The organism is Spartobacteria bacterium UBA695 (genome assembly GCA_002298145.1).
Classification (GTDB): Bacteria; Verrucomicrobiota; Verrucomicrobiia; order Chthoniobacterales; family Chthoniobacteraceae; genus UBA695.
Map to the genome: position 1 here is coordinate 1 of DBMP01000030.1, position 23,799 is coordinate 23,799.

Consider the following 23,799-nt stretch of genomic DNA (forward strand, 5'->3'; position numbering starts at 1 on the left):
AAGGCCGTCGCGGCTGTTTTTCTACGGCTTACTAACTCCCGGCCTCCTTTCGGAATAACCCGAAGGGAGGCTCGAGTTAAAAATAACCAAACAGCCCAAGGAAGGATTATGACGCCGTTTTCTCACTCTTCAAATCTCTGGTATTATCTAGGTGCCGACAACCGACTGCTTGGCCCCATCACTATCGGGGGTCTCGATGCCCTTTTTGTAGAGGGGGTGATCTCCCTCGAAACGCGGGTCATCCGCGAATTTGGGAAGGATTTCCAGCCTTACGGCGCCGTCTTTACCGACTCCAGCTTGCGAGATCAGCTCCTTTAATAAGCCGACCGTTTCCTGCTTTCCTCGTGCCCACACTCTATCTGGGCACGAGGGGCGCCGCCAACCTGCTAATCTCCATTGCCGTTGCCGTTGTCGCCATTGCCGCCGAGCGTGATGTAGCGCGTCTGCCCCTGGAACCACGCCCGAGCCAGCACCGTGCTCCCCTTCTTCGTTCCGGAGGCGAGTCGCTGGACATCCGCCGCGTTCTTCACCGGCTGGCGGTTCATCTCCACGATCACCGCCCCCTGGCGCAGGCCCGCGCGGTAGGCGGCGGATTCCTGGTCCACCTCCACCACCACCGCTCCCTGCAAATCCTTTGGCGCGTTGATCTCCTCCCGCGTCGCCCGGTCCAGATCAGCCAGGCGCACCCCTTCCAGAATCGGCGCGGTGGAGGAGTTATCATCCCCGCCCGAAATGCTCGCCTCCTTCTGCGGCAGCTCGCCCAGCTCCACTTGTAGCTCCTTTTCCTTCCCGTCGCGCAGCACCTTCAGCGAAGCCTTCGTGCCCGGGGGGAGCGCCCCCACCATCAGGCGCAGCTCGCGCGGCCCCACCACTTTCTTGCCGTTAAAGGACGTGATCACGTCGCCATTCTCCAGCCCCGCCTTTTCCGCCGGGCTGCCCGACGAAACGTCCGAGACCAGCGCCCCCTCAGCTTCTTTGAGGTTAAAGGCCTGGGCCAGCTCCGGCGTCACCGGCTGGATCACCGTTCCGAGATAACCCCGGATCACCCGTCCGTTCTGGCGAATACTCTTTAAAATTTCCTGCGCGAGATTCGAGGGCACCGCGAAACCGATCCCCTGATTGCCCCCCGAGCGGCTGAAAATCGCCGTATTGATCCCCAGCAGCCGCCCGGCGATATCCACCAGCGCCCCGCCCGAGTTGCCCGGGTTAATCGAGGCATCCGTCTGGATGAAATTCTCGTAATCCACAATCCCCATGCCGCCCCGGCCCAGCCCGCTCACGATGCCCATCGTCACCGTCTGCGCCAGGCCAAAGGGATTGCCCACCGCCAGCACGATGTCGCCCACTCGCGCCTTGTCGCTGTCGGCGAAATCCAGCACCGGCAGCCCGGTGGCCTCGATCTTGAGCACCGCCAAGTCCGTCCCCGGGTCCGCGCCGATCTTGCGCGCCTTGTACTCCTTGCGGTCGGCGAGGCGGATCGTCACATCGTCCGAACCGTCCACCACGTGCCGGTTGGTTAGAATATAGCCGTCATCGCTCACGATCACCCCCGAGCCGAGGCCGCGCTGGCGCTCCACCCCGCCGCCGGGCCCGGGAACGCCGAAGAAATCCCGAAGCCCTCGGGGGACCCGCACCGTTTTGCTCGTCTGGATGCTGACGACGCTTGGGGCCACCTTATCGACCACCGGGGCGAAGGTCGTTAGCCCGCCAGTCGTGAGGGGGGGGGGCGTGGGGGGATCGGCCTGTGCCGCGCCTCCGAAGCTAAAAAAGAGAGCCAGCAATCCCGTTCCCGCCGCAAGAGTGATCCTTTTCATAGAGAGAGAAATTTCCGATTGAGAATCGCGGCCCGACCGGCGGGTTGGTTGTTTGGTTCTCACGCAAAGGCGCAAAGTATTCCTGCCTTTCCTTTGCGCCTTTGCGCCTTTGCGTGAGGTTTCTTGCGCCCGGGCGCGCCGGGGGCTACGCTGCCCCGCATGACGAAGGAGGAAGTGATCAACACCCTGGAGGCCATCGCCCGGCTCCTGGAACTCAAAGGGGAAAACCCGTTCAAAATCCGCGCCTATGGCAACGCCATCCGCGCCCTGGAGACCTACTCCGGCCACTTCGAGTCCCTCGTCCAGGAAGGCCGCCTCCAGGAAATCCCCGGCATCGGCCAGGCGATCTCCGACAAAATCACCGAACTCGTCACCACCGGCCACCTCGGCTACTACGAGGCCCTCAAAGCCGAATTCCCCGCCGGGATCTTCGAGCTTTTCGAGCTGATCGGCCTCGGGCCCAAGAAAATCCGCGCCCTCTACGACCAGCTCGGCGTCGCCTCCATCGCCGACCTCGAAACAGCCTGCAAAGAGGGCAAAGTCGCCACACTCGCCGGGTTCGGAGAGAAAACCGCCGTCAATATCCTCCACGCCATCGAAGAGCGCCAGAGCGTCGCAGGCAGCTTCCTGCTCTCCACCGCCTCCATCGCCGCCGAAATCCTCTACAGCGACCTCCGCCAGCACCCCGACGTCGATCAAGTCGCCGTCGGCGGCAGCTACCGTCGGCGCAAAGAGATCCTCCATGATCTCGACTTCGTCGTCGCCTCCCGCGAGCCCGCCGAAATCACCTCCTTTTTCACCACCCACCCGCTGGTCGAGAGCATCATGGTCAGCGGCGCCACCAAATCGAGCGTGCGCCTGAAAAACGGCATGCAGGCCGACCTCCGCGTCGTCAGCAACGCCGAGTACCCCTTCGCCCTCAACTACTTCACCGGCAGCAAAGAGCACAACATCGCCCTGCGGGGCCGCGCCTTGCAGCGGGGCTGGTCCCTCAACGAATACCGCCTCTCGCCGGTCGAAAACGGGCGCGTCAAGCCCCAGCCCATCCCCGAGATCGTCCAGGAAAGCGACCTCTACCGCGCCCTGGGCCTTGACTACGTCGAGCCTGAGATGCGCGAGAACGTGGGCGAGATCGCCGCCGCCGAAGCCCACACCCTGCCCCGGCTCATCGAGCTGGAGAACCTGCGCGGCACCTTCCACAACCACACCACCGCCAGCGACGGCCGTTCCACACTGGAGGAAATGGTCTCGGCCGCCCGCGACCTCGGCCTGCAATACCTCGGCATCGCCGACCACTCCAAGGCCTCCTTCCAGGCCCACGGCCTTGACGAAGCGCGCCTCGCCGCCCAGCTCGACGAAATCGCCCGCCTGAATGCCGAAATCGGCGGCGGCTTCCGCATCTTCAGCGGCATCGAAGTCGATATCCTCAAAGACGGCACCCTCGATTTCTCCGACGAAATCCTCTCCCGGCTCGACTACGCCGTCGCCAGCGTCCACTCCGTCTTCAACCTCTCCGAAGCCGAGATGACCCAGCGCATCATTCGGGCTATCCGCAACCCCTACGTCACCTTCCTGGGCCACCCCACCGGGCGGCTGCTCCTAACGCGCAAGGAATACGCCCTCAACCTCCCCGCCGTCATCGAAGCGGCGGCGGAAACGGGGACCTGGATCGAGCTCAACGGCTCCCCGCAGCGCCTCGACCTCGACTGGCGCTGGTGGCCCCTGGCTAAGGAAAAAGGCGTGCGCTGCGTCATCACCCCGGACGCCCACGACACCGCCGGGTTCCACCACCTCTGGTTTGGCATCGCCGCCGCCCGCAAAGGGGGGCTGACCAAAGCCGACGTCGTCAACACCCTCCCGCTCGCGAAAATCGAAGCGGCGCTGAAAGAGAAACGGACGCGGGCTGGGAAAATCTAGTGGAAAAAGCCCTGGTAGATTTCCTGAAAGAGCTGGAAGACGACCATCCCGCGTTTATGAACTGTAGGCCGGTACTGGTCTCTTCCGCTGATCCCGAAGGGAGTACACCTCTGCATGTGGCTGCGATCCGGGGAGATGTCATGACTGCCCGGCTCTTGATTGAAGCTGGTGCGGACATCAATGCGCAAGGAGACGGAGGCTACACCCCGTTGCACGAAGCCTGTACGCAGCGGAAGCGGAATGTTGTCGAATTGCTGCTTCAATACGGAGCCGATCAATCCATTTGTGAGCGAGATGGGCTGACTCCTCTGGATCTAGCGGAGATGTTCGAGGCCGAAGAGATTGTGGAACTATTGAAGTATCCTCCGCGTTGGTAAGCGCGGGGTCTCCAGAGCCCCTCGTTCCCAATCTCCAGAGTGGGAACGTCTTTGTGTAGCGAAACTCCGTTTCGCAGGGGTGGGGGATCTGGAGATTCCCGGACAGCTTGCGTTACGAATCTGGAGATTCGCAACGAGGGCAAAATTTTTCGCCCAACAAGGTGCTAGGCTTATCGAACGACCGCTCGCAAGATGCTTCCCCCAATATCAACAGCGCCTTTGATATTCTTCATGGTGTTGTCACGCTTTTTCTGTTCAAGCGCCATTTCCTCGGCGACTTGCTCCCGTTGCCTGGAGTATTGCGCGGCCTGCGCACTGCTAATTTGAGCATCAGCGCGGCCACGGTTTGCGTTGATATTGGATGTGTCGGATCCCGCTCCATGACTGGCAACAGATGGGCCAGGAGGAGTTACACATCCCGCAATACCTACAACTGCGATGCATATACCGAGCAGGTTCAGTTTTGTTCTCATACACGTGCTGAAGCTACGTTCCCAAATCTAGAAGGCCCCGAACATGTTTGCCGCGGTATGCTGACGTTTTTGCTGTTCAAGCTGCATTTCCTCGGAAACCTGCTGCCGCTGCCGGGAGTATTGATTGGCCTGGGCGCTGCTGATTTGCGCGTCGGCCCGGCCGCGAGAAGCGTTAAGATACGCGGCGTCGGAACCCGCCCCCATGCTGGCAACGGAGGTCCCGGGCGGCACAACACATCCCGTCATACTTACAGATGCGATCAATATTCCCAACAGAATCGGTTTGTTTTTCATGAGGTTGTTTGGACTAAGAAATGAAAAATCACGGGACGATGATCGTGGTCCTGGGGGCAACATACTCGGGTGTATTACGGGTGGCGTACTCATACGCACGCGCCCGATTCATCCGATCGACGTCTTGAATTTCATATCCTTCAAGTTCGATCCGATGAGTGTTTCGGCGGTTTGCCTCCGCTTGAGCCGGGCTCATGGCGAAGTATCCCGCATTGGGGGTTGGGGCCACACAACCAGTGAGCGCCGACATCGCAATAAACAGAATAGTGAAATGGGTCGTTTTCATAATGCAATTGGCTTGGGTATTTAAAATACCCCGAAGAATTTCCCAATGAGTTACTGCGATTACTTTAGCCTGTCTCTCGGGGTAACCGTTCCGGGATACATTTCGTAGTAACGGCTACCCTGTGCCTGCATCAGTGCTTCGTTCTCCCTGACTTGTCGGGTCATGCACGGAATCGAGCACCCCGTCATATTGATGATAATAGTACTTAGTAGGACTAAAGTTATCTGGGTTTTCATTGGAAAAATGCCATGGCCCGTCCACAGTTCAAAATACATCCCCATTGGGAATGTTCCGATCTGAGTCAAAATGCCGAGGGGGTGGGAACTAACCGGGACTTAATTTGCGCTTACTGATTCCTTCGTTATGAATACCGCTGAATATTTTTGGGTAAACCGTGTTAATGAGCTCTTTTTACCGAAAGAAATTCTTAAGTCGACTGTTTTTTATGAATTAATCATCTCGGGTGCGTCTCAGGACTATAATTTATTTTGAGGGACCCTGGATGAGGGTTAAGGCACCGCCCCAATGTTTCGGTCGTACCCTGCCATCGCTTGGAAATAACTGGGTTTTTGGGCGACGGGATTTTGGTCAGGGCAAGGCGGAAATCGTAATTTCCGGGCCTTCTACGAAAGAGCCCACGGAGGGATATGAGCAAAAAAAACCCCGGCCATTGCTGACCGGGGTTTTACAATTATCTAGTCTGGAAGCAAGGGCTATTTCTTGCGATCGCCGGGGCGATACTCTTCCTCGGCAGCCTGGAAGGCTTGTTCGAGGCCCACGAGGTCTTCGCCCGGACGGATGCTGTCGAAAGCTTCCGTTTCCTTGCGGAGTTCGTCTTCGGAGTAGTTCGCGGCTTTGATCGAGAGGCCGATGCGGCGCTCGGTCTTGTCGACCTTGATGACGCGGGCTTCCACGTCCTGGCCAACTTTGAGCACGTCCTTGACTTTCTCCACGCGGTCTTCGCTGAGCTGGGAGATGTGGACGAGGCCGTCGATGTCGTCGGCGAGCTGCACAAACGCGCCAAAGCTGGCGAGCTTGGTGACTTTGCCTTTGACGAGATCGCCGATCTTGTAGCGCGTGTCGATGACCTTCCACGGGTCTTCGTCGAGCTGCTTGACGCCGAGGCTGATGCGCTGGGCGTTCTTGTCGATGTCGATGACGACTGCTTCGACTTCGTCGCCCTTCTTGAGCATTTCGCTCGGGTGATTGATCTTGCGGGTCCAGCTCATGTCGGAGACGTGGATCATGCCGTCGATGCCTTCTTCGAGTTCGACGAAGGCGCCGTAGGCGGTCATGTTGCGGACCACGCCCTTGACCTGTTTGCCGATCGGGTACTTGTGTTCGATCTCGTCCCAAGGATTCGGTTCGAGCTGACGAACGCCGAGGCTGATCTTCTGCTCTTCCTTGTTGACGCCAAGGACAACCGCTTCGACTTCCTGGCCGACGGTAAGGACGTCGGACGGGCGGGTGATGCGCTTGGTCCAGGAGAGTTCGGAAACGTGGATGAGGCCTTCGACCCCTTCCTCGATCTCGACGAAGGCGCCGTAGGGGACGAGGTTGGTGATTTTGCCTTTGATCTTGGTGCCGATGGGGAAGCGACCTTCGGTCTCTTCCCAGGGGTTCTTCTGGGTCTGCTTGAGGCCGAGGGAGACGCGCTCCTTCTCTTTGTTGATGTCGAGCACGACGACTTTGAGGTCCTGGCCCACTTTGAGCAGTTCGCTCGGGTGGCCGAGGCGGCCCCAGGTCATGTCGGTGATGTGCAGGAGGCCGTCCATGCCGTCGAGGTCGATGAACGCACCGAAGTCGGTGAGGTTCTTGACCGTGCCAGCGACGATGTCGCCGACCTTGACGGTTTCGAGGAAGGCGGAGCGCTTGTCGGCGCGTTCTTGCTCGATGATTTCGCGGCGGCTCAGGACGACGTTCTTACGGTCGTCGTTGATCTTGACGATCTTGAAGTCGTAGGTGTTGCCCACGAATTGCGAAAGGTCTTTCGGCGGGATGATGTCGATCTGGGAGCCGGGCAGGAATGCCTCGACGCCGATGTTGACGGTGAGGCCACCTTTGACGACGGCTTTGACCTTGCCCTTGATGAGGCCGCCACCCTGGAACACCTTGACGATCTTGTCCCAGTTCTGTTTGTAGGCGGCCTTTTCCTTGGAAAGGATGACCATGCCTTCGTCGTTCTCCAAACGGACGAGGAGGACTTCGACCTCATCGCCGACTTGGAGGTCTTCCACGTCGTCGAATTCGGAAAGGGGAATAACGCCTTCGCTCTTGTAGCCAATGTCTACCAAGACTTCGCGAGGGCGGATTTCGAGGACGCGTCCTTTGACAATGCTGCCCTCTTTGAAATCGCGAAACGATTTCGCGATCAGTTCTTGCATCTGCTGATTCATATCAGTTTTCTAACCGGACTCTTTGGCCCGGTATCACTCACACCACGGTTGCCGTTTATTTATCTCTGCCCGGACTCGCCGACTTTCGACGCGCCTGTTACGGACAAAGAGGCGGCAATGTATCGGTTCCACAGAGAAAGGCAAGCGTTTACGGAGGGAGAAAAGTGATATGAAGGAAGAATTTTCCCGGGCAAGCTGACCCCTAGGCCGCTTTGAGGTAGCGTTTGATGCAGAGCAGGTAGAGGACCCAGGGGAGCGAGCTGACCAAGGTGAACCAGCTGGCGTTGGAGCGGGTAAAAAAGCCCATTGCCTGGAGCCGCGCGATCTGTTCCTGGCCGTAGCCCGCCAGGGTGTAGAACTCCACGGGATCGTGGAAGCGGTAGGTGATGAGGGCCGAGATGGGGAAGATCAAGAGCATCGCCAGGGCGAGCCACCAGGCGCTCGGGCGCAGGTGGTAAAGGCCCCACCCGGCATAGCCCCAGAGGAGGGTAATCAAGAGGTAAACAGCCGCGCCGGGAACGCCTGTGGCAAAGGTGCCAAAGAAGGGAATGACTCCGTGGGAGGTGATGGCGGTGGCGATCATGCTAAAGGCTCCCCCCACGAGCAACAGGGCGGCGCCCAGAACAGGGAGCGGGCAGCGGTCGGTCCAGCACTCCCATGGGCTGCGGGCCTCGCAGGTGGCCTTGACGCTTTTGCGGCTATAGAAGAAGGCCCAGATGAGGGGCGGGATGACAAGGATGAGGGCCACGGAGATAAGGATGGTCCAAAAGACGATCCCCCGGGAGGACTCGGGCATAGCGCCGCTCGTAGGGATGGAAGCGAGGATTTTATCCCTCAAGAACCCCAGGACCCCGAGCGTGACGATCCCGACGACGGCGGTAGCCGTGGAGAGGATGAGCAACAGGGCCCGGGCCCAGCGCCGCGCCAGGATGGAGCCGACGCCCAGCCAGATGAAGGTTACGGCCAGGCCCCCGTAGATCAGCGCGGGGGAAAGGAGGCTATACTGGGGCCCGGTGCTGGTCTTGGCTCCGGCAACGCTCAGGAACATGAACGCTACGAAGAGGGCGCAGATTACCCCGAGGCCGATGGTCAATAGGCCAAACACGGTGAGGCCAGTTTTGCGGTCAACGTACGGGGCGGCGGGGAGAGGAGGAGGTTCGGGAGGCATAAAATCCATTATGGTTCAAACGACGGGCACGAGAGTAGGCTAAGCGCCCGGTTTCACAAGTGCGGAAAACGGAGGCCGGTCCCACTTGCACTCCCAATCTGGAGTTTGGGAACGAGGGAATTCCGGCAACAAAGAAGAATTTTTGCAAATTTTTCCAGAGAAAATTTAACGATGTTCGTTTAAACGAACGGTCTCCGAATTTTGGTGTGGTAGAACGTCGCCTGCCGTAGGAAGCCCGCCACCAGCGCGGCCAGGCGCGGAGAGTCTCTGGATTCTCCGCGCTTTTTTTGCGCTTTTTGCGCCTTTTCCCTCGTTACGAATCTCCAGATTCGTAACGCAAGTTGTCCGGGAATCTCCAGATTCCCCCACCACTGCGAAACGGAGTTTCGCCACACAAAGACGTTCCCAATCTGGAGATTGGGAACGAGGAGGGAAGGGATAGCGGCAATGGAGTTGCCGGAGCACCGGCGTTCCCAAATGGAGTTTGGGAACGAGGGAAAAGGACACGGTGCGATGGCCTGGGAATCGGCCAAAAATCCTACTCTGCCCGCCGCAGTACGAGGCTGGCGTTGATGCCGCCGAAGCCGAAGGCGTTATTCACGGCGGCGCGGAGGCTCTGGTAGCGGCCTTCGTTAGGGACGATGTCGAGGTCGCACTTCGGGTCGGGGGTGTCGTAGTGGAGCGTGGGGGGGATCCAGCCTTCGTCCAGGGCGAGGGCGCAAATGACGGTCTCGATGGCTCCGGTGGCCCCAAGCGGGTGGGCGGTGAAGGGCTTGGTGCCGGTGACGGCCAGTTCGCGGGCGTGGGCTCCGAAGACGGCTTTGATGCACGCGGTTTCGTTGGCGTCGTTGAGCTGGGTGGAGCTGGCGTGGGCGTTGATGTAGTCGATCTCCTCGGGGGCCGCTCCGGCGTCGGCGAGGGCTTCGCGCATGCAGGCGGTGACGCTTTCGCCGGTGGGGAGCGGGGTGGTCATGTGGTAGGCCTCGTTGTTGAGGCCGAAGCCGCAGACCTCGGCGTAGATGCGCGCGCCGCGCTGCTGGGCGTGGCCGTATTCCTCCAGGACGAGGCTGGCGGCCCCCTCGCCCATGACGAAGCCGTCGCGGTGGAGGTCAAAGGGGCGGTAGGCCCGGCGCGGTTCGCCCCGCCAGCGGCTCATGGTCTTGATAGTGTCGAACGCGCCGAAGGTGAGCGGGGCGAGCGGGGCCTCGGCACCACCTGCGATCATGACGTCGGCCCGGCCTTCGCGGATGAAGCGCAAGGCCTCACCCACGGCGATGACGCCGCTGGCGCAGGAGTTGGCATTCGTGGTGCCGGGGCCGCGAAAGCCGCACTCGATGGCGACGTTGGAGTGGGCCGCGCCGCCGAAGATTTGCAAGGCAAGGGAGGGGTTGACGCCGTGGGGGCCTTTTTTCAGGAACCGGACGTGCTCGTGCTCGGCCTGGGCGATGCCCCCCAAAGCGGAGCCGAAGGAGACGCCGACGCGGGCTTGGGGGCGGCTGGCGGACCAGGGGAGGCGGGCGTCCTCCAGGGCCAGGAGGGCGGAGGCGACGGCGAGCTGCGAACAGCGGTCCATGCGCTTGAGGCGGTGGGGCGGGAAGTGGTCCGCCGGGTTCCAGTCGCGGATTTCCCCGGCGCAGCGGGCGTGGAAGGGGGTGGCGTCAAAGTACGTGACGGGGCCGATGCCGCTGTGGCCCGAGTGAACCGCGCGCCAGAAGGCGTCGCGGCCCGTGCCGGAGCAGGTGATCGGCCCGAGGCCAGTAATTACTACGCGCCGAGGTGTCATGGATGAGCCCACCAGTTTGGCCGCATCTGGCGGGTTCGGCAAGCACTTCGCTTAAGGGGCGGTTTTAAGGGGGGGGCGGTTTTGAAGGAGCGATCCGGACGCCCGGCGGGGGCTCTTTATTGGGCAGCGGGGGCGAAGTCGAGCGGGACTTCCTCCCGGGAGTTGATCCGCTCCAGGGCTTTTTTGGCAAATTCGCGGTCCGACGAGCGCAGGGTTTCGTCTTTCAAGGCGTTGCGGAACTGCTCCTGCGCGAGGAGGTTCTCGCCGGTGGCCGAGAGGGCCTGGCCGCGGAAGATCTGCCAGTAACCGACGGGCTGGGAGCGCCCTTGCAGGAGGGTGATCAAGGTCCCGAGCACCTCGGCCTCTTCTTGGTAGGCGTGGGCGGCGTGGGTGACTTTGGCATGCAGCAGGTAGGTCTCGGCGTCGCCCGGAGGGGTGGCGTAGAGGACGCGGGTGAGGTCGAGCGCCTGCTCGAAGCGACCCAGGGCGTAGTAGGCGTTGGCCAGGGCCATCTGGGCGGGGCGGAAGTCCGGGGCGCGATGAAGGGCGCGCTCGGCGGCCTTGGCGGCGTCATCCCAGCGGTTGGCCATGCTGTAGACGACGGCCTGTTCGGTCCAGATTTCCTTGGATTTTGGCGCGAGCTTGAAGGCTTCGTCGAGCAGGTCCTGGGCGGGGACGATCTCCTCAAGGAAAAGGAGCCGGTGGGCGATCTGCACCCGGGCCATGATCTGCTCGGCAACAGGCAGGCCAGCGAAGGCGGTTAAGAGGCCGCGGAGATCGGAGGCGGTGGCCCAACCGTGGCCGGAGGCGGCGTCCTCCCGTACGAAGAGGTAGCTGGTGGGGTCAAGGCGCTTGAGGGTCCAGTCCGGGGCGGCGCGCAGGTAGTCGAGCAACGGTCGGTAAGCGAGCGGATCGCCCGTCAGGAGGACGGCGCCGAAGCGCCACTTGCGGTCCTGAGCCCGCCAGATATGGGGGGCTTGCAGGGAGAGGTCGAATTCGGCGACGAGTTCCTCGGGCGTGATGCCGGTGCCGCCGTAGGCTTTATCCCACTCCGACCAGTGGGCTTTGATCCACGGCAGCGCGGCGCGGTCGAAAAAGAGCGGCCGCGTCCGGGCCGGGCCATCCAAGGCGGCCAGGCTCAGCATCGGCGTGCCGAGCTGCGGGCTGGGGGGCGGGGTGGGCCGCGATAAAAACCAGATCCCCGCGGCGGTGACCACGGCGAGGGTCACGACGATGACAACCCAGGTGCGAAAGGGGAGAGAGCGGTTCATTAGGAGGGGTCTTAAGTGCTCTATAATAGAGAGAGGGGGGATACCGGGTGCAACTTTTTATTTGCGGCCCGGGCGGAGGCGGTTCTACGCTGCCGCCCTTAATGACCCTGACCATCCAGACCACGCCCAACGCGCCCCGCAGCCAGATCGTCGGCTGGCAGGGCGAGCGGCTCAAGGTCAAGGTGAAGGCCCCGGCGGTGGAGGGCAAGGCGAATGCGGAGCTGATCCGCTTCCTGGCGGAGACCTTCGGGGTGCGCGCTTCGGCGGTGACGCTGCTGCGCGGCGAGACGGCCCGGCTGAAGGTGGTGCGCCTCGATGGGGTGGAGGCGGAGGATGTGGCAAAGCTTCTGGGCTGATCCCAGCCTCCCTCCCCCAAAAAAACCCGCTCAAAATCCCTTTCGAGCGCGTAATCTTGATAAAATGCATTGAGTTATTGCAACTCAGTCTTGACAAGATGGGCAATTTTTGAAAAAGTCTGCGCGTTCCAAATGAAGAACTCCTATTACACCACGATGAAACCGGTTGCAGCTAGCGCCTATTTTATGCGCCAGTCTGCTTCTTGTGTATGCATTCATCGTTCCGTGCAATGGACGAATCCGCCAGCAGTGGATTAGGGACGAACAAAGAACCTAAACGAATTTTTCGAAAACCCACTGCTGGAAACGGCAGTGGGTTTTCTTTTTGAACAAAAGCCGCCGAAAGGCATCACAAATACAACACCAATGAAGACAAAGAAGAATAACGGCCCCGGGAGCCCGGGGTGGAACAATACCGATCCCGTCGAGGCGCTCTACGGTGCGCTGGACGAGCTGACCGCAATCTACGAAGAGGCCGGAGTGCCGCCCATCTCCGCACGCAGCGCCGCCCTGGCGGACTTTGAGTGCGACTTTGGGCTGCTCGCCCTGGCCGCCTAAAGGCCTATGAAAAAGCGTTTATCCAGACGACAACGTTGCGCTGATTCGTCTCATCGGTCCCCTGAGCCGGAAAATTCCCCCCGGCTGTCTCGTGGGACCCATGGGACGAATCAGCAATCCTCAGGCTGTCTCTAATCATCCCTTCCAAAGGCGCGTGCCCAACTCCGCAAAGGAGTCTGGGCACGTGTAAGTTTTAGGGGCCGGGGTGGCCCCGTTTTTACGGGATGACGGAGCGTAGGATGGCGGTGCCGGGTGCGACGGGCTTGAGCAGCCGGTCCTCCTGACTCGCGGAAACCAGGAAGAAGTGCCCGGGCCCGAAGGTCACGCCGCCGCATTCCACCTGCCCCGAGACGCAGGCGACGATGGCGAAATCCCCGGCGGGCGCGGCTTCACGCGGTGCCTCAAGGGCCCACCGGGCCACCTGGAAGTAGGGGCAATCGGCCAGGACTTCGTTGCACGGGTCCTGGAGCTGCGGCTCGTAGTCGGCAAAGTTGATGGAGCGCAGCGACTCGGCGACGTGCAGGGCGCGCGGCTTGCCGTCGAGGCCGGTGCGGTTCCAGTCAAAGACGCGGTAGGTGGTGTCGCTGTTTTGCTGGATCTCGACGATGACGTTGCCCGCGCCGATGGCGTGGACGCGACCGCTCGGGATGAAGATGGTGTCGCCCGGCTGGGTGGTGATGCGGTGGAGCAGGTCGGCGCAGTGGCCGCTGGCGAGGGCTTTTTCAAACTGATCGCGCGTGGTCCCGGCTTTGAGACCGGCGTAGAGGTCGGCCCCCTCCTCCGCCGCGGCGACGTACCACATCTCGGTCTTCGGCTCGCCCTTGAGCTGGCGGGCGACTTCGGCCGGGGGGTGGACTTGGACGGAGAGTTTATCGGCGGCGTCGAGGAGCTTGACCAGCAGCGGGAAGCGGCCTTGGAACCCGCTATAGCGTTCGCCAAAAACCTCCGCGCGCGTTTCGGTCCAGAGTTCGTTGAGCGTCTGGCCCCGGAGCGGCCCCGTGTGCACCACGCTCTGGGCTTCCTCGCGGTCCACGATTTCCCAGGCCTCGCCGATCACCGCGCCGCTAGGCAGGTTCTTGCCAAAGAGGGTCTCCAGCTTGCGCCCTCCCCAGACGCGTTCCATGTAAAGCGGTTCGAAAATAAGCGGTGCGGTCAGTTTCATTTTGGAAAAAAGCTACGGGCGAGATACGAGCGCCAAAGATAGAGGAAAATTGAAGGGAGGCAAGTCGCTTGCCGCAATCGCCCGGAATCCGTATCTTTCGCCCATGCCCGCCGTCGAAGCCCGCCATCTTACGAAAATCTACCGCACCTACCACAAGGAGGCCGGTCTGTGGGGGGCCGTCAAGGGGCTGGTCCACCGGAAGTATGACGAGACACGGGCGGCCAATGACGTCAGTTTTTCCATCGAGGAGGGGGAGTTCGTCGGTTTCCTGGGGCCCAACGGCGCGGGGAAGACGACGGTGCTCAAGATGCTCTCGGGGCTGCTCAACCCGAGCGGCGGCGAGGCGCGGGTGCTGGGGCACGTCCCCTGGGCGCGGGAGGATGCGCTGAAACGCCAATTTTCTCTCCTGCTGGGGCAAAAAAACGCGCTCTGGTGGGACCTCCCCGCGCGCGAGTCCCTGGAGCTCAACCGGGCGATCTACGGCATTGACCGGCGAGCGTTCGAGCAGGTGGTTCACGGGCTCTCGGAGCTGCTGGAGGTCACGGACAAGCTCGATGTTATGGTGCGCGAGCTGAGCCTGGGCGAGCGGATGAAGATGGAGCTCATCGCGGCGCTGCTCCACGCGCCGAAGGTGCTTTTCCTGGACGAGCCGACCATCGGCCTCGACGTGGGCAGCGCGAAAAAGGTGCGGGAGTTTCTCCAGCAGTACAACCGCGATCACCACATCGTGACGATGCTCACCAGCCACTACATGGCCGACATCGAGGCGCTCTGCCCGAGGGTGATCATCATCGACCATGGCCGGATCATGTTCGACGGGCCGCTGGGGACGATCGTGGACCGGTTTTCGACGCACAAGATGATCCTTTTCACTTTCGAGGCGGCGGCGGCCCGGGAGTTCTCGATGTTCGGGGAAGTCACCGAGCAAACGCCGCAAACGGTGCTCCTGAAAGTGCCCCGCGCCCAGGTGGCGGAGACCTGCCGGGCGGTGCTGGCCCGCGAGCGGGTGAGCGACATCACGGTGCAGGAACTCCCCATCGAGGAGGTCATCCGGAGGATGTTCCTGGAGTCGCAGGCGGAGGGGTAGAGGGAAGAGACCAGAGACGGGGTGAGCTCAAAAGCCGCGCGGTATCCGTTCCTTCTGTAAAGGGGGAAATTTATGCCTATAGGAGTCATTATGCCGGGGATGGACGAAGTCCGGCGCCATTGGGGCTGGGTGCTCGTGCTCGGCATTGTTCTTTTCGTCCTGGGTCTGGTTGCCACCTCGGCGGCGTTCACCACGACGCTGCTCACGGTGCTGCTGATCGGGGTGCTGCTGGTGATCGCGGGGATCTTCGAAATGGTCAACGCGTTCCGCAGCGCCAAGTACGGCGGTTTCTGGCTGCATCTCTTTACCGCGTTGCTCGACCTGGTCTGCGGCGCGCTCTTGATGGCTTATCCGGGAGCCGGGGCGCTGACGCTGACGCTGATTCTGGCGATCTTTTTCCTGGTCGGCGGCGGCATGACCATGATCTCCGCGCTGATGGCCAACCTGCCGTGTGGCGGCTGGGCCGTCTTGAGCGGGATTTTGGACGTGATCCTGGGGATTTTTCTGCTGAGTTCCTGGCCGTTCTCGGGGCTTTGGTTCCTGGGGCTGGCCGTGGGCATCAGCCTGATCTTCCGCGGATTCTGGTGGGCCGCCTTTGCGCTCGCCGCGCGGAAGCTGCCAGCGGGTATTTAGGAAGACGACAGAGAGAAGGGGAGACGCGGAGACTCGGGGAGACGGGGCACAGACGCCCCTCTCCCCATCTCCGCGTCTCTTTTTTCTCCGCGGCTTCCCCCTCCCCCGCCCCCTTGCCGTTTTTTGCGTTCTTCTGACCGCATTACGCTCTTTTTTTGACACCGGAGCGCGACGGCGGCATTCTCGAGGCCATAAGATTCCGCTTGATTTTGCGATTGAATCTCAATACCATCTGACCTGACCATGACTCGCCCTGCTTCCCAAAAAACAGCTCTCCCCGGCGTCTCGCTGGCGACGCTCGCGGCACGCCAAGTGGCCCGCATCACGGGCTTTGATCTTCCGCCGGAACGGCGCGCCCGCCTCCTGGAGATGGGCCTGACGACGGGAGCCGAGGTGGAGCTCATCCGATTTGCTCCGCTTGGGGATCCCATAGAAATCGAGGTGCGCGGTTACCGTCTTTCCCTTCGCAAACGGGAAGCCCGGGGAATCCGTGTAGCCTGTCTATGAACGTCGCGCACCAAGTCGAGCGTTTCCGCCACAACGGCCACAGCCACAGCCACGCACAAGCTCATCATTCAACTGGCCCGGGCAAGGGGCACCGCCACGTGGCCATCGCGGGCAACCCGAACTGCGGCAAGAGCACGCTCTTTAATCTCCTGACGGGCCTGCGCCAGAAGGTGGGCAACTACCCGGGCGTGACGGTGGAGCGCAAGGTGGGCCGCTTTTACGGGCTCCATGGGGAGCCGATGGTGCTTTTCGATCTTCCGGGCAGCTACAGCCTGCAAGTGCGCTCGCCCGACGAGGCGGTTTCGCGCGATGTGCTCCTGGGCCGCGAGGCCGGGACGCCGCAGCCGGATCTGGTGATCGCTGTGGTGGACGCCTCGAACCTGGAGCGCAATCTTTACCTCGTAGCGCAGCTCCTGGACCTCAATCTGCCGATGGTCGTGGTGCTCAACATGTTCGACATGGCCGAGCGCTCGGGCATCCGCCTGGACGTGGCGGCCCTGGAGGAGGAGCTGGGCGTGCCGGTGATCCCGGTGGTGGCCACCGAGGGGCGCGGCATCATTGAGCTGAAAACCGCTATTTCAAAAGCGACGCTGACCCCGCCGCTCAAGCGCCCGCCGATGCCGGAGGCCATCGACGCCGAGGTGCGTACGCTGGCGCAGACGCTGCCGCTCTCGCCGAACCAGGCGTTTTCCGAGGCGCTGCTTTTATTGACGCTGCACGACCGGGCGCTGGAGGACCTGGCGGCCCACCGGGCAACGGTGGTGGCCGGGGTGACGGCGGCCCAGAACCGCCTGAAAGCCGAAGGGATGGACCCGCTCTGCGTGCTCGTGGAGGCGCGTTATGAGTGGATCAACCGCATTTGCCAGCGCGCGGTGGTAAAGCCCTCGCGCGGGGGAAGCCCCTCGCTGACGGACCGGCTCGACCGGGTGTTGATCCACCGAGTGTGGGGCTGGGTGTTTTTCATCGGCGCGATGACGCTGATGTTCCTTTCGATCTTCACGCTGGCGCAGATCCCCATGGACTGGATCGACTCGGGCGTCCACGCGCTGGCCTCGTGGCTCGGCGGGCACCTGCCAGAGAGCCACGTGCGCAGCCTGCTGGTGGACGGGATCATCCCCGGTGTGGGCGGGGTGCTCATTTTCCTGCCGCAGATCATGATCCTTTATTTCTTCCTGGGGCTCCTGGAAGACAGCGGTTACATGGCACGCGCCGCGTTCTTGATGGACCGCGTGATGTCGATAGTGGGGCTGCATGGAAAGTCGTTCATACCGCTCTTAAGCTCCTTTGCCTGCGCCATTCCGGGTGTAATGGCCGCGCGCACGGTGGAGAACCGCAATGACCGGATCGCGACGATCCTGGTGGCTCCCTTGATGAGCTGCTCGGCGCGCATCCCGGTTTACACGCTGATGATTTCCGTCCTCCTGCCGCGGACTGCCCCTCTGACCAAGGCAGCCATGATGCTAGCCCTCTACGGGCTGGGCGTGGTGGCGGCCTTCTCGCTGGCGTTCGTGCTGAAGCGGACGTTCCTAAAGAGCGACGCCTCGATGCTGCTCCTGGAGCTGCCGCCCTACCGCAAGCCGTCGCTGCGGAACGTGGGCGTCTGCATGAAAGAGCGTGCGGGGCTCTTCGTGACACGCGCGGGCACGGTGATCCTCGCCCTCTCGGTGCTGCTCTGGGCGCTGGTGAGCTTCCCGAAACCGGCCGACCCGTCGGTCTCGCGCGGCGAGGCCATGGCGCAGAGCTTTGCCGGTCAAATGGGCCGGGGCATCGAGCCGATCATCAAGCCGCTGGGGTATGACTGGAAGATCGGCGTGGGGCTGATCAGTTCCTTCGCCGCCCGGGAGGTCTTCGTCGGCACGATGGGGATTGTCTACAACGTGGAGGGAGACGAAAAGGCCGGAGACGACGCCACCAAAGGCGGGACGCTTCGCGACACCATGAGCGCCGAAACGCGCCCCGATGGGACGCCGGTCTTTACGCCGCTCGTCTGCCTCGGGCTGATGGTCTTTTACGTCCTGGCCATGCAGTGCATCGGCACGCTGGCGGTGGTGCGGCGCGAGACGAACTCCTGGCGCTGGCCGCTCATCCAGATCGCCCTGCTCTCCACGCTGGCGTGGGTGGGGGCCTTTGCGGTATACCAAGGGGGACGCCTCCTGGGATTTCACTAACCAAGTAACTACATCCGATTATGAACCCAATTCTCGATCAGATCCTCGTGGGAGCAGTGATTGCCGTGGCGCTAGTATACTTTATCTTTCGGAAGAAAAAATGCGGGGCCGGATGCGACTGCACCACGGCACGGCTGAAGCGTAACGTAAAATGAATGCATCCAACCTTTCGTGGGAGAAAATCCGCGCTGATTTCCCCATCCTCAACCAACAAGTCCATGGCAAACCGCTAATCTATTTCGACAACGCGGCGACCTCGCAGAAGCCGCAGGCGGTCATTGACACGATCCGCCACTATTACGAGCGGGATAACTCGAACGTTCACCGCGGCATGCACGAGCTGAGCGCGCGGGCCACGGACGCCTACGAGGAGGCCCGCAAAAAGGTGGCCCGCTACCTCAACGCGGCAAGCCCGGAGGAGATCGTCTTTACCCGGGGCACGACGGAGGGGATCAACCTCGTGGCGCAGACCTGGGGCGAGACGTTCATCCATGAAGGGGACGTGATTTTGATCACCGAAATGGAGCACCACAGCAACATGGTGCCCTGGCAGCTCCTGGCGGAACGGTCCGGGGCGAAGCTGCGCTATTTCCCAATCAACGACCGGCACGAGCTGGATCTCTCGAAGCTCGACGAGGTGCTCACCGACGACGTAAAGCTCTTTGCCTTCAATCATATTTCCAACTCACTCGGGACGATCAACCCGGTCAAAGAACTTTGCGCGGCGGCCCGGAAGGTCGGCGCGGTAACGCTCGTAGACGCGGCCCAGAGCGCGGGGCATCTGCCCATCGACGTACAGGCCCTCGGGTGCGATTTCCTTTCCCTCTCCGGCCACAAAATGTGCGGGCCGACGGGGATCGGCGCGCTCTATGGCAAGAAGGCGATCCTCAACTCCATCCCCCCGTGGCAGGGCGGCGGCGACATGATCGAGACGGTGCACTACGAAAAGAGCACGTTCAAGAACGCCCCCTACCGCTTCGAGGCCGGGACGCCCAACATCGCAGGGGCCATCGGGCTCGGCGCGGCGGTGGACTACATCGAGTCGATCGGACGGCAGGCGATTTGGGATCACGACGCCGAGATGACTCAGTATGCGCTCGAAAAGCTGGGCAAGATTCCCGGGCTCAAGATCCTGGGCCCGCCCGCCGGAACGCCGCGCGGAGCGGTAGTCAGCTTTGTCATCGGCGAGACGCACGCGCACGACCTGGTAACCATGGCCGACGAACACGGCCTGGCTCTGCGCGGCGGCCACCACTGCACGCAGCCGCTGATGCGCAAGCTGGGGCTCGTCTCCACGGCGCGCGCGAGCTTCTATTTTTATAACACGAAGGCGGAGATCGACCGGATGGTGGAGATTCTCGGCGCGGCGGCGGGAACGGAAGCGGCCGCCGCGGTATCGCTGCCGCTGGGTGAGCTTTACGAGATGGTCGTAACGGACCACGCGCACCGGCCACGCAATTTTGGCGAGCTCCAGGGCGAGGAGATCGTCCACGTGCACGGCGACAACCCGTCGTGCGGCGATTCCATCGACCTGCATGTGAAGTTCGCCGACGACAAAGTTGAGGACCTCAAATTCACCGGCGCGGGCTGCATGGTCTGCATGACCTCGGCCTCGCTGATGACCGTGAAGCTCAAGGGCAAGCCACGCGAGGAAGCGCAGCGGATGCTCCACCTTTTCCACGACCGCGTCTCGGCTCCGGCGGGCGAAGATCCGGGCCGGGGCCCGAAAGAGCTGGGCGACCTGAACGTCCTCGGCGGCGTGCGGAAGTTCCCGCAGCGCGTAAAGTGCGCAATGCTGGCCTGGCGGGCGTTCGAACAGGCGCTCCAGGAGTCCAGCGCGGAAAACCCGTCCGTGACGACCGAAGAAGCGGATCACTAATCGCTCATCACTCCTCGTGGGCCCGGCGTTCTACCGGCCCACGCCCCACGTTGGGAGGGAGTGGGCTTCGCGGCAGTCGGGGCAGGTCGCGGCGGAAAGCGCGCGCCCGCATGAGGGACATACGCCGTCGTGCAGAAACGGATCGAACGGCTGACCGCAGCCGCCGCAGAGCCAGATGGGCGCCTGCATCGGGTGCGCATTGCAGCCGGGGCAGGAAAAGGCGTTGTGGCGCGGGATCGCCTCCAGGCGTTTCAAACGCCGCGCTTCTTTGAAGCCGCTCCAGCATTGAGTGGCGATGAAGATCGCAATCACAGCAGTCCAGATCGACCCGTTCAAGTACGCCAGCACCACCAGAGCCGACGCGCCGACGACACCAATAAGCGCGGCAATCCAGAGGCTTCGCACGGGACCCAGGAAAAACCAGAGCAGCGAGCGGAGGATCTGCCCACCGTCGAGCGGGTAAATGGGCAGGATGTTGAAAATCAAGAGCCCCGCGTTGATGAACCCCACCCTGAAAATAAAAGTATGCAGGGCGGGAAACGCGTCGCCGTCCATTAAGTAAAACGCCGCCACAAGCGGAATGGCCAGGACGACATTGACCAGCGGCCCGGCGGCAATGCTCCAGAGCGTCGCGCCCGGGCGCTGCGGCGGGCTCACAAAAGCGACACCGCCCAGCGGCCAGAGAACGATTTCATTGGCCGCTCCCCCCACCTGGCGGCAGGCCAGCGCATGGCCAAACTCGTGCAGCAGCACGATGCCAAAAAGGGCCAGGTATTCGGCGGCGGCCCAGCCAAGCGAGCTGCGTTGCGACTGCCGTTGCAGTTCATAGGCCGCCACGAGGAACCAGGACCAGTGCAAATGGACCGTGATGCCGAAAACTTTGAACAACCGGATCTGCTGGCTTTGTATCATCCTCCCCAACCCATAGTCGAACCCGGCCCCCGGGGCAACGGCTTTTGCCTTGGCTGGGAAAGTTATACTTCGCCGGAGAACGCCTACGCAGGCCTAAGCCGGATCTTTCCCCCGCCTGGGAGCGCGGAATACATCGCCGCCCCATCCCGAACCGGCACCGTGGTCTCCGAGCGGCCCTGAACGACGCGGCACGCCCGCCAGGCCGTGGGCACCCGCGTGGCAAGGGTCAGCGGCAGATCGTAAAACGCGGGATCGGCAGCGGTAAGAAGCTCAACCTCAATGGCGTCGGGCCCCGTCGCGGCGGCTTGCACCACCGCCCCCTCGCGCTCCGTGGCGTATTGATGCCAGGAAACGGGGTCCGTGATCCAGAGGCGGTCGCGGTTTGCATCCAGCTTATCGAGCAGCGCCAGGAAAATCTCCAGCGGCGTGGAATGCCAATCCCCGCCGACACCGTGAAAATCGTGATGCCCCATCCCGCCCGTTGCCAGCGCGGCATCCACCAGCGCAAGCACCGCCTCCCCCGATTGGGTCTGGAACGGGCAGCCCCAGAATGGCGGCCGCTTGACCAAGCGGTATTTGGCCAGAAGCGCCGCCTCTTCTTCCGGGCTCACGTTCCAGGGCACGCCGCCCGGCTGCCCAAAGGAGACCAGGCGCGGCCACTTGCAGCCGGGATCGAGCCTCCGAATGGCATCGTTGCAGCGGGCCAGTTCGTCGTCGAGCTGCGGCACGGAGAATGCGCCAACGTGCGAAAAGGTGTGATTACCCAATATGACACACGGGTCCCTCGACCAGCTTGTCCATTGCTTTTCGAGGGCGAGGAACGGCGGGTTGCCCGGGTTGATATAAAAGACCCCCGGCATTCCCCGTTTGCTGAGTTCGGGGATCGCGGTCGTAATGGCGCTCGGCGCGCTATCGTCAAACTCCAGCATGAAAACGGCCTGCTTGCCGTCTTGCCATTTGAGAACCTGGGTAGCTCCGATGTCGTCGGAAGGAATCATTGGATCATACCTTATCGCACTGCCGAGATCGCGTCACAAACACTTTCCGCGCCCGGAGCAATCCGCCAGGCACACTCCGTTTGCTCCAGCCGGGCAACGCCGAGCGCCCAGAGCGGCGCGGTGCCCCCGGCGTGGATCGCCAGCTTCAAATCAGCGGCGGGCCGAAGGTCGAGGTTGCCTCCCCAGGCTTCGAATAATTCGCCTTTGCACAAGGTTGCTTGCACCCGGATGAGCCGGACGTTCTCGATGCCTCCCGGCTCCTGCGAATAAAGCGTGAAGGCATTCTCGCCACTCGCCTCGATGTCCCGGAAGACCAAATCGCGGATCGGAAATAGCCGGGATTCCCCGGGGAACCTCACGGTCGATACCTGCACGGGCTCGCCTCGGCCCCACCAGTTGCCGTGGAAGAGCCCGGTCCGGATGCGGCAGTTTTCGACGGTGACGTTTTCCACAGCCGCCTGGCGCGCGTAGATGCCGATGCCCCGGTTGCTGTCGACGATGTCCAGGTTCCGCAACGTCACCCGGCGAACCGGATTTTTCCCATAGCCGATGCGCACCGCCGAGGAACGACTGGAGAGATGGCAATCGCGCACTTCGATCCCCTCGCAGACGCCGACGATTCCGCTCAGCCCAAGCGCGATCTCGGCCTCCCCGGCGGGGTGGTTGAATCCGGTGATCGCTATGGCGTCGTCGCCGCAGACGATGTGGCATTTTTCCACGAGAACGTTGCGGCAGGTGGTGAAATGCAACCCGTCGTTATTGGGGTGGGTGACGTTGTTGAAAATCTTGACGTTTCGGACTGTGACGCCGTCGCTATCGGCCACGTGTGTGGTCCAATAAGTCGCCCCGGTGATCGTCACGTTTTCAATCGTCAGATTCGTACAACGGGCAAAGACCAGCATGTTCCCGGGGCGGTTCAACGGCCGCAGCGGGCCGTGGACGGCAGCGGTGGTTCCATAGGGCGCGCCGTGCTGGCCCTGGCGGGTTTCGGAGACGCAAAAATCCGCCCCCATCGGCACCACCTCGTGCGAAAAAAACCGATCGGCATTGCCATCCAAAATGCCTTCGCCGGTCACGACGATATTCGGTGCATCAAGGGCGTACAGGAGCCCGCCGACGGCATCCCCGACGCGGTGATCCTCCCGGGCGGGGCTCGCGATCAGGCGGCCCCCTTTTTCAATCCGCAAGACGGTGTTGCCAAAGATCTGCAAAATCCCCGTCACAAAGTCCCCGGGCGGCACCAGGAGCGTGCCGCCGCCATGGTCCCGGCAGGCGCAGGCCGCGGCCTGGCAGGCACGGGTATTGACGGTTTTCCCATCGCCGATCGCCCCATAGGCGGTAATATCGAATATTGGATGCGGTGCCATTTAGTACAAAGCCGGAAGCCGGTTCGCTTCCAGGCAATAACGCTACCGGCCACGGCCTGGAGGTCAACCCCTCCCCCGCTCTATCTATAGACAATATCGCCCCCGCACAGCCACTCTCCCCCCCTTAAAAAAAACCGGGACGGCTGTTAAGCCGCCCCGATTGAAAGATACCGTTGGCGAAGTCTCGTTTTACTGGTTGAGCTCGTTCGGGCGGTCGGGTCTCTTACGGTCCTTATCCCGCTCTCTGGAGGCGTTTGGCTGCCCCTGGGGAGCCGCTTGCTGTGGGGGCCGCTGCACCTGCTGCGGGGGCCGCTGCTCCGCTTGACGTTGCTGGCTGCGAGCACTTTCCACCGCCTGCCGCCGCTGCTGTTCCACCGCATTGCGCTGGGCCTG

General features: G+C 62.2%; 22 protein-coding genes and 2 pseudogenes. 11 read left to right on the top strand and 13 right to left on the bottom strand.

The window, feature by feature from the left end:
• The first annotated feature begins 108 nt into the window (after positions 1-108).
• The gene (locus tag B2828_RS17585; RefSeq protein ID WP_479635086.1) at positions 109-318 is read left to right on the top strand and encodes a hypothetical protein; all 210 of its coding nucleotides are present in this window, start codon (positions 109-111) and stop codon (positions 316-318) included.
• A gap of 68 nt (positions 319-386) precedes the next feature.
• Here B2828_RS17585 and B2828_RS17590 read toward each other — a convergent pair whose 3' ends face one another.
• Positions 387-1,814, bottom strand: a complete 1,428-nt coding sequence (locus B2828_RS17590) for a DegQ family serine endoprotease (RefSeq protein WP_479635087.1) — start codon at positions 1,812-1,814, stop codon at positions 387-389.
• 159 nt (positions 1,815-1,973) lie between these two features.
• Between B2828_RS17590 and polX the strand changes: the two genes are divergently transcribed.
• Positions 1,974-3,731 (top strand): DNA polymerase/3'-5' exonuclease PolX, encoded by a 1,758-nt coding sequence (polX, locus tag B2828_RS17595; RefSeq protein WP_479635088.1) that lies wholly within the window; start codon positions 1,974-1,976, stop codon positions 3,729-3,731.
• Positions 3,731-4,108: an ankyrin repeat domain-containing protein gene (locus tag B2828_RS17600; RefSeq protein WP_479635089.1), complete on the top strand. Its 378-nt coding sequence runs from the start codon at positions 3,731-3,733 to the stop codon at positions 4,106-4,108. The genes polX and B2828_RS17600 overlap by 1 nt, the downstream gene beginning before the upstream one ends.
• Before the next feature lie 170 nt (positions 4,109-4,278).
• On the opposite strand, the gene B2828_RS17605 is transcribed toward B2828_RS17600, so the two are convergent.
• From B2828_RS17605 to B2828_RS17635, 7 genes are all read right to left on the bottom strand, one after another.
• On the bottom strand, positions 4,279-4,581 hold the full coding sequence (locus B2828_RS17605; RefSeq protein WP_479635090.1) for an NGK_0946 family protein: 303 nt from the start codon (positions 4,579-4,581) through the stop codon (positions 4,279-4,281).
• Between the two features lie 27 nt (positions 4,582-4,608).
• Complete coding sequence (locus B2828_RS17610) at positions 4,609-4,875, bottom strand: NGK_0946 family protein (protein WP_479635091.1); 267 nt, start codon at positions 4,873-4,875, stop codon at positions 4,609-4,611.
• Between the two features lie 28 nt (positions 4,876-4,903).
• Entirely contained in the window at positions 4,904-5,161 is a 258-nt protein-coding gene (locus B2828_RS17615; protein WP_479635092.1) for a hypothetical protein, read from the bottom strand.
• Positions 5,162-5,874: 713 nt separating this feature from the next.
• Complete coding sequence (locus tag B2828_RS17620; protein WP_479635093.1) at positions 5,875-7,557, bottom strand: 30S ribosomal protein S1; 1,683 nt, start codon at positions 7,555-7,557, stop codon at positions 5,875-5,877.
• A gap of 202 nt (positions 7,558-7,759) precedes the next feature.
• Positions 7,760-8,725, bottom strand: coding sequence for a hypothetical protein (locus B2828_RS17625; protein ID WP_479635094.1), 966 nt, complete (start codon positions 8,723-8,725; stop codon positions 7,760-7,762).
• A 538-nt stretch (positions 8,726-9,263) separates the two neighbouring features.
• Positions 9,264-10,508: a beta-ketoacyl-[acyl-carrier-protein] synthase family protein gene (locus tag B2828_RS17630; protein WP_479635095.1), complete on the bottom strand. Its 1,245-nt coding sequence runs from the start codon at positions 10,506-10,508 to the stop codon at positions 9,264-9,266.
• A gap of 116 nt (positions 10,509-10,624) precedes the next feature.
• Positions 10,625-11,779, bottom strand: a complete 1,155-nt coding sequence (locus B2828_RS17635; RefSeq protein WP_479635096.1) for a tetratricopeptide repeat protein — start codon at positions 11,777-11,779, stop codon at positions 10,625-10,627.
• 47 nt (positions 11,780-11,826) lie between these two features.
• Between B2828_RS17635 and B2828_RS17640 the strand changes: the two genes are divergently transcribed.
• Both B2828_RS17640 and B2828_RS17645 read left to right on the top strand, forming a co-directional pair.
• Positions 11,827-12,135, top strand: coding sequence for a DUF167 domain-containing protein (locus tag B2828_RS17640; RefSeq protein ID WP_479635097.1), 309 nt, complete (start codon positions 11,827-11,829; stop codon positions 12,133-12,135).
• Between the two features lie 366 nt (positions 12,136-12,501).
• Positions 12,502-12,693, top strand: a complete 192-nt coding sequence (locus B2828_RS17645; RefSeq protein ID WP_479635098.1) for a hypothetical protein — start codon at positions 12,502-12,504, stop codon at positions 12,691-12,693.
• Positions 12,694-12,910: 217 nt separating this feature from the next.
• On the opposite strand, the gene B2828_RS17650 is transcribed toward B2828_RS17645, so the two are convergent.
• Positions 12,911-13,855 carry a type I phosphomannose isomerase catalytic subunit gene (locus B2828_RS17650; protein ID WP_479635099.1) on the bottom strand — a complete coding sequence of 315 codons (945 nt, stop codon included), beginning with the start codon at positions 13,853-13,855 and terminating at the stop codon, positions 12,911-12,913.
• A 103-nt stretch (positions 13,856-13,958) separates the two neighbouring features.
• On the opposite strand from B2828_RS17650, the gene B2828_RS17655 reads away from it, so the two are divergent.
• The 6 genes and pseudogenes from B2828_RS17655 to sufU all read left to right on the top strand — a co-directional run bounded on the left by B2828_RS17655 (position 13,959) and on the right by sufU (position 20,129).
• Positions 13,959-14,942, top strand: a complete 984-nt coding sequence (locus B2828_RS17655; protein ID WP_479635100.1) for an ABC transporter ATP-binding protein — start codon at positions 13,959-13,961, stop codon at positions 14,940-14,942.
• Positions 14,943-15,014: 72 nt separating this feature from the next.
• Positions 15,015-15,575: an HdeD family acid-resistance protein gene (locus B2828_RS17660; protein ID WP_479635101.1), complete on the top strand. Its 561-nt coding sequence runs from the start codon at positions 15,015-15,017 to the stop codon at positions 15,573-15,575.
• Between the two features lie 243 nt (positions 15,576-15,818).
• Positions 15,819-16,082 (top strand): FeoA family protein, encoded by a 264-nt coding sequence (locus B2828_RS17665; protein ID WP_479635102.1) that lies wholly within the window; start codon positions 15,819-15,821, stop codon positions 16,080-16,082.
• Positions 16,079-18,250 carry a ferrous iron transport protein B gene (gene feoB, locus B2828_RS17670; protein ID WP_479635103.1) on the top strand — a complete coding sequence of 724 codons (2,172 nt, stop codon included), beginning with the start codon at positions 16,079-16,081 and terminating at the stop codon, positions 18,248-18,250. The genes B2828_RS17665 and feoB overlap by 4 nt, the downstream gene beginning before the upstream one ends.
• A 151-nt stretch (positions 18,251-18,401) precedes the next feature.
• Positions 18,402-19,610 (top strand): annotated as a pseudogene (locus B2828_RS17675) (cysteine desulfurase); the annotation flags it as partial.
• Positions 19,611-19,673: 63 nt separating this feature from the next.
• Complete coding sequence (gene sufU / locus B2828_RS17680) at positions 19,674-20,129, top strand: Fe-S cluster assembly sulfur transfer protein SufU (RefSeq protein ID WP_479635107.1); 456 nt, start codon at positions 19,674-19,676, stop codon at positions 20,127-20,129.
• A gap of 30 nt (positions 20,130-20,159) precedes the next feature.
• Here the strand turns inward: sufU and B2828_RS17685 are convergent, their stop codons facing one another.
• From B2828_RS17685 to B2828_RS17700, 4 genes and pseudogenes are all read right to left on the bottom strand, one after another.
• Complete coding sequence (locus B2828_RS17685; protein ID WP_479635104.1) at positions 20,160-21,041, bottom strand: site-2 protease family protein; 882 nt, start codon at positions 21,039-21,041, stop codon at positions 20,160-20,162.
• Between the two features lie 83 nt (positions 21,042-21,124).
• Positions 21,125-22,039, bottom strand: coding sequence for a polysaccharide deacetylase family protein (locus B2828_RS17690; RefSeq protein WP_479635105.1), 915 nt, complete (start codon positions 22,037-22,039; stop codon positions 21,125-21,127).
• An 11-nt stretch (positions 22,040-22,050) separates the two neighbouring features.
• Positions 22,051-23,406 carry a glycoside hydrolase family 28 protein gene (locus B2828_RS17695; RefSeq protein ID WP_479635106.1) on the bottom strand — a complete coding sequence of 452 codons (1,356 nt, stop codon included), beginning with the start codon at positions 23,404-23,406 and terminating at the stop codon, positions 22,051-22,053.
• A 189-nt stretch (positions 23,407-23,595) separates the two neighbouring features.
• Positions 23,596-23,799: pseudogene (locus B2828_RS17700) on the bottom strand (hypothetical protein); the annotation flags it as partial.

Bases quoted from the DNA above. Each gene is read 5' to 3' on its own strand.
- B2828_RS17650 (WP_479635099.1), bottom strand. From the start codon at position 13,855: ATGAAACTGACCGCACCGCTTATTTTCGAACCGCTTTACATGGAACGC.
- sufU (WP_479635107.1), top strand. From the start codon at position 19,674: ATGGTCGTAACGGACCACGCGCACCGGCCACGCAATTTTGGCGAGCTC.
- polX (WP_479635088.1), top strand. From the start codon at position 1,974: ATGACGAAGGAGGAAGTGATCAACACCCTGGAGGCCATCGCCCGGCTC.
- B2828_RS17660 (WP_479635101.1), top strand. From the start codon at position 15,015: ATGCCTATAGGAGTCATTATGCCGGGGATGGACGAAGTCCGGCGCCAT.
- B2828_RS17590 (WP_479635087.1), bottom strand. From the start codon at position 1,814: ATGAAAAGGATCACTCTTGCGGCGGGAACGGGATTGCTGGCTCTCTTT.
- B2828_RS17695 (WP_479635106.1), bottom strand. From the start codon at position 23,406: ATGGCACCGCATCCAATATTCGATATTACCGCCTATGGGGCGATCGGC.
- B2828_RS17630 (WP_479635095.1), bottom strand. From the start codon at position 10,508: ATGACACCTCGGCGCGTAGTAATTACTGGCCTCGGGCCGATCACCTGC.
- B2828_RS17605 (WP_479635090.1), bottom strand. From the start codon at position 4,581: ATGAGAACAAAACTGAACCTGCTCGGTATATGCATCGCAGTTGTAGGT.
- B2828_RS17645 (WP_479635098.1), top strand. From the start codon at position 12,502: ATGAAGACAAAGAAGAATAACGGCCCCGGGAGCCCGGGGTGGAACAAT.
- B2828_RS17655 (WP_479635100.1), top strand. From the start codon at position 13,959: ATGCCCGCCGTCGAAGCCCGCCATCTTACGAAAATCTACCGCACCTAC.
- feoB (WP_479635103.1), top strand. From the start codon at position 16,079: ATGAACGTCGCGCACCAAGTCGAGCGTTTCCGCCACAACGGCCACAGC.
- B2828_RS17585 (WP_479635086.1), top strand. From the start codon at position 109: ATGACGCCGTTTTCTCACTCTTCAAATCTCTGGTATTATCTAGGTGCC.
- B2828_RS17690 (WP_479635105.1), bottom strand. From the start codon at position 22,039: ATGATTCCTTCCGACGACATCGGAGCTACCCAGGTTCTCAAATGGCAA.
- B2828_RS17685 (WP_479635104.1), bottom strand. From the start codon at position 21,041: ATGATACAAAGCCAGCAGATCCGGTTGTTCAAAGTTTTCGGCATCACG.
- B2828_RS17665 (WP_479635102.1), top strand. From the start codon at position 15,819: ATGACTCGCCCTGCTTCCCAAAAAACAGCTCTCCCCGGCGTCTCGCTG.
- B2828_RS17615 (WP_479635092.1), bottom strand. From the start codon at position 5,161: ATGAAAACGACCCATTTCACTATTCTGTTTATTGCGATGTCGGCGCTC.
- B2828_RS17635 (WP_479635096.1), bottom strand. From the start codon at position 11,779: ATGAACCGCTCTCTCCCCTTTCGCACCTGGGTTGTCATCGTCGTGACC.
- B2828_RS17625 (WP_479635094.1), bottom strand. From the start codon at position 8,725: ATGCCTCCCGAACCTCCTCCTCTCCCCGCCGCCCCGTACGTTGACCGC.
- B2828_RS17610 (WP_479635091.1), bottom strand. From the start codon at position 4,875: ATGAAAAACAAACCGATTCTGTTGGGAATATTGATCGCATCTGTAAGT.
- B2828_RS17620 (WP_479635093.1), bottom strand. From the start codon at position 7,557: ATGAATCAGCAGATGCAAGAACTGATCGCGAAATCGTTTCGCGATTTC.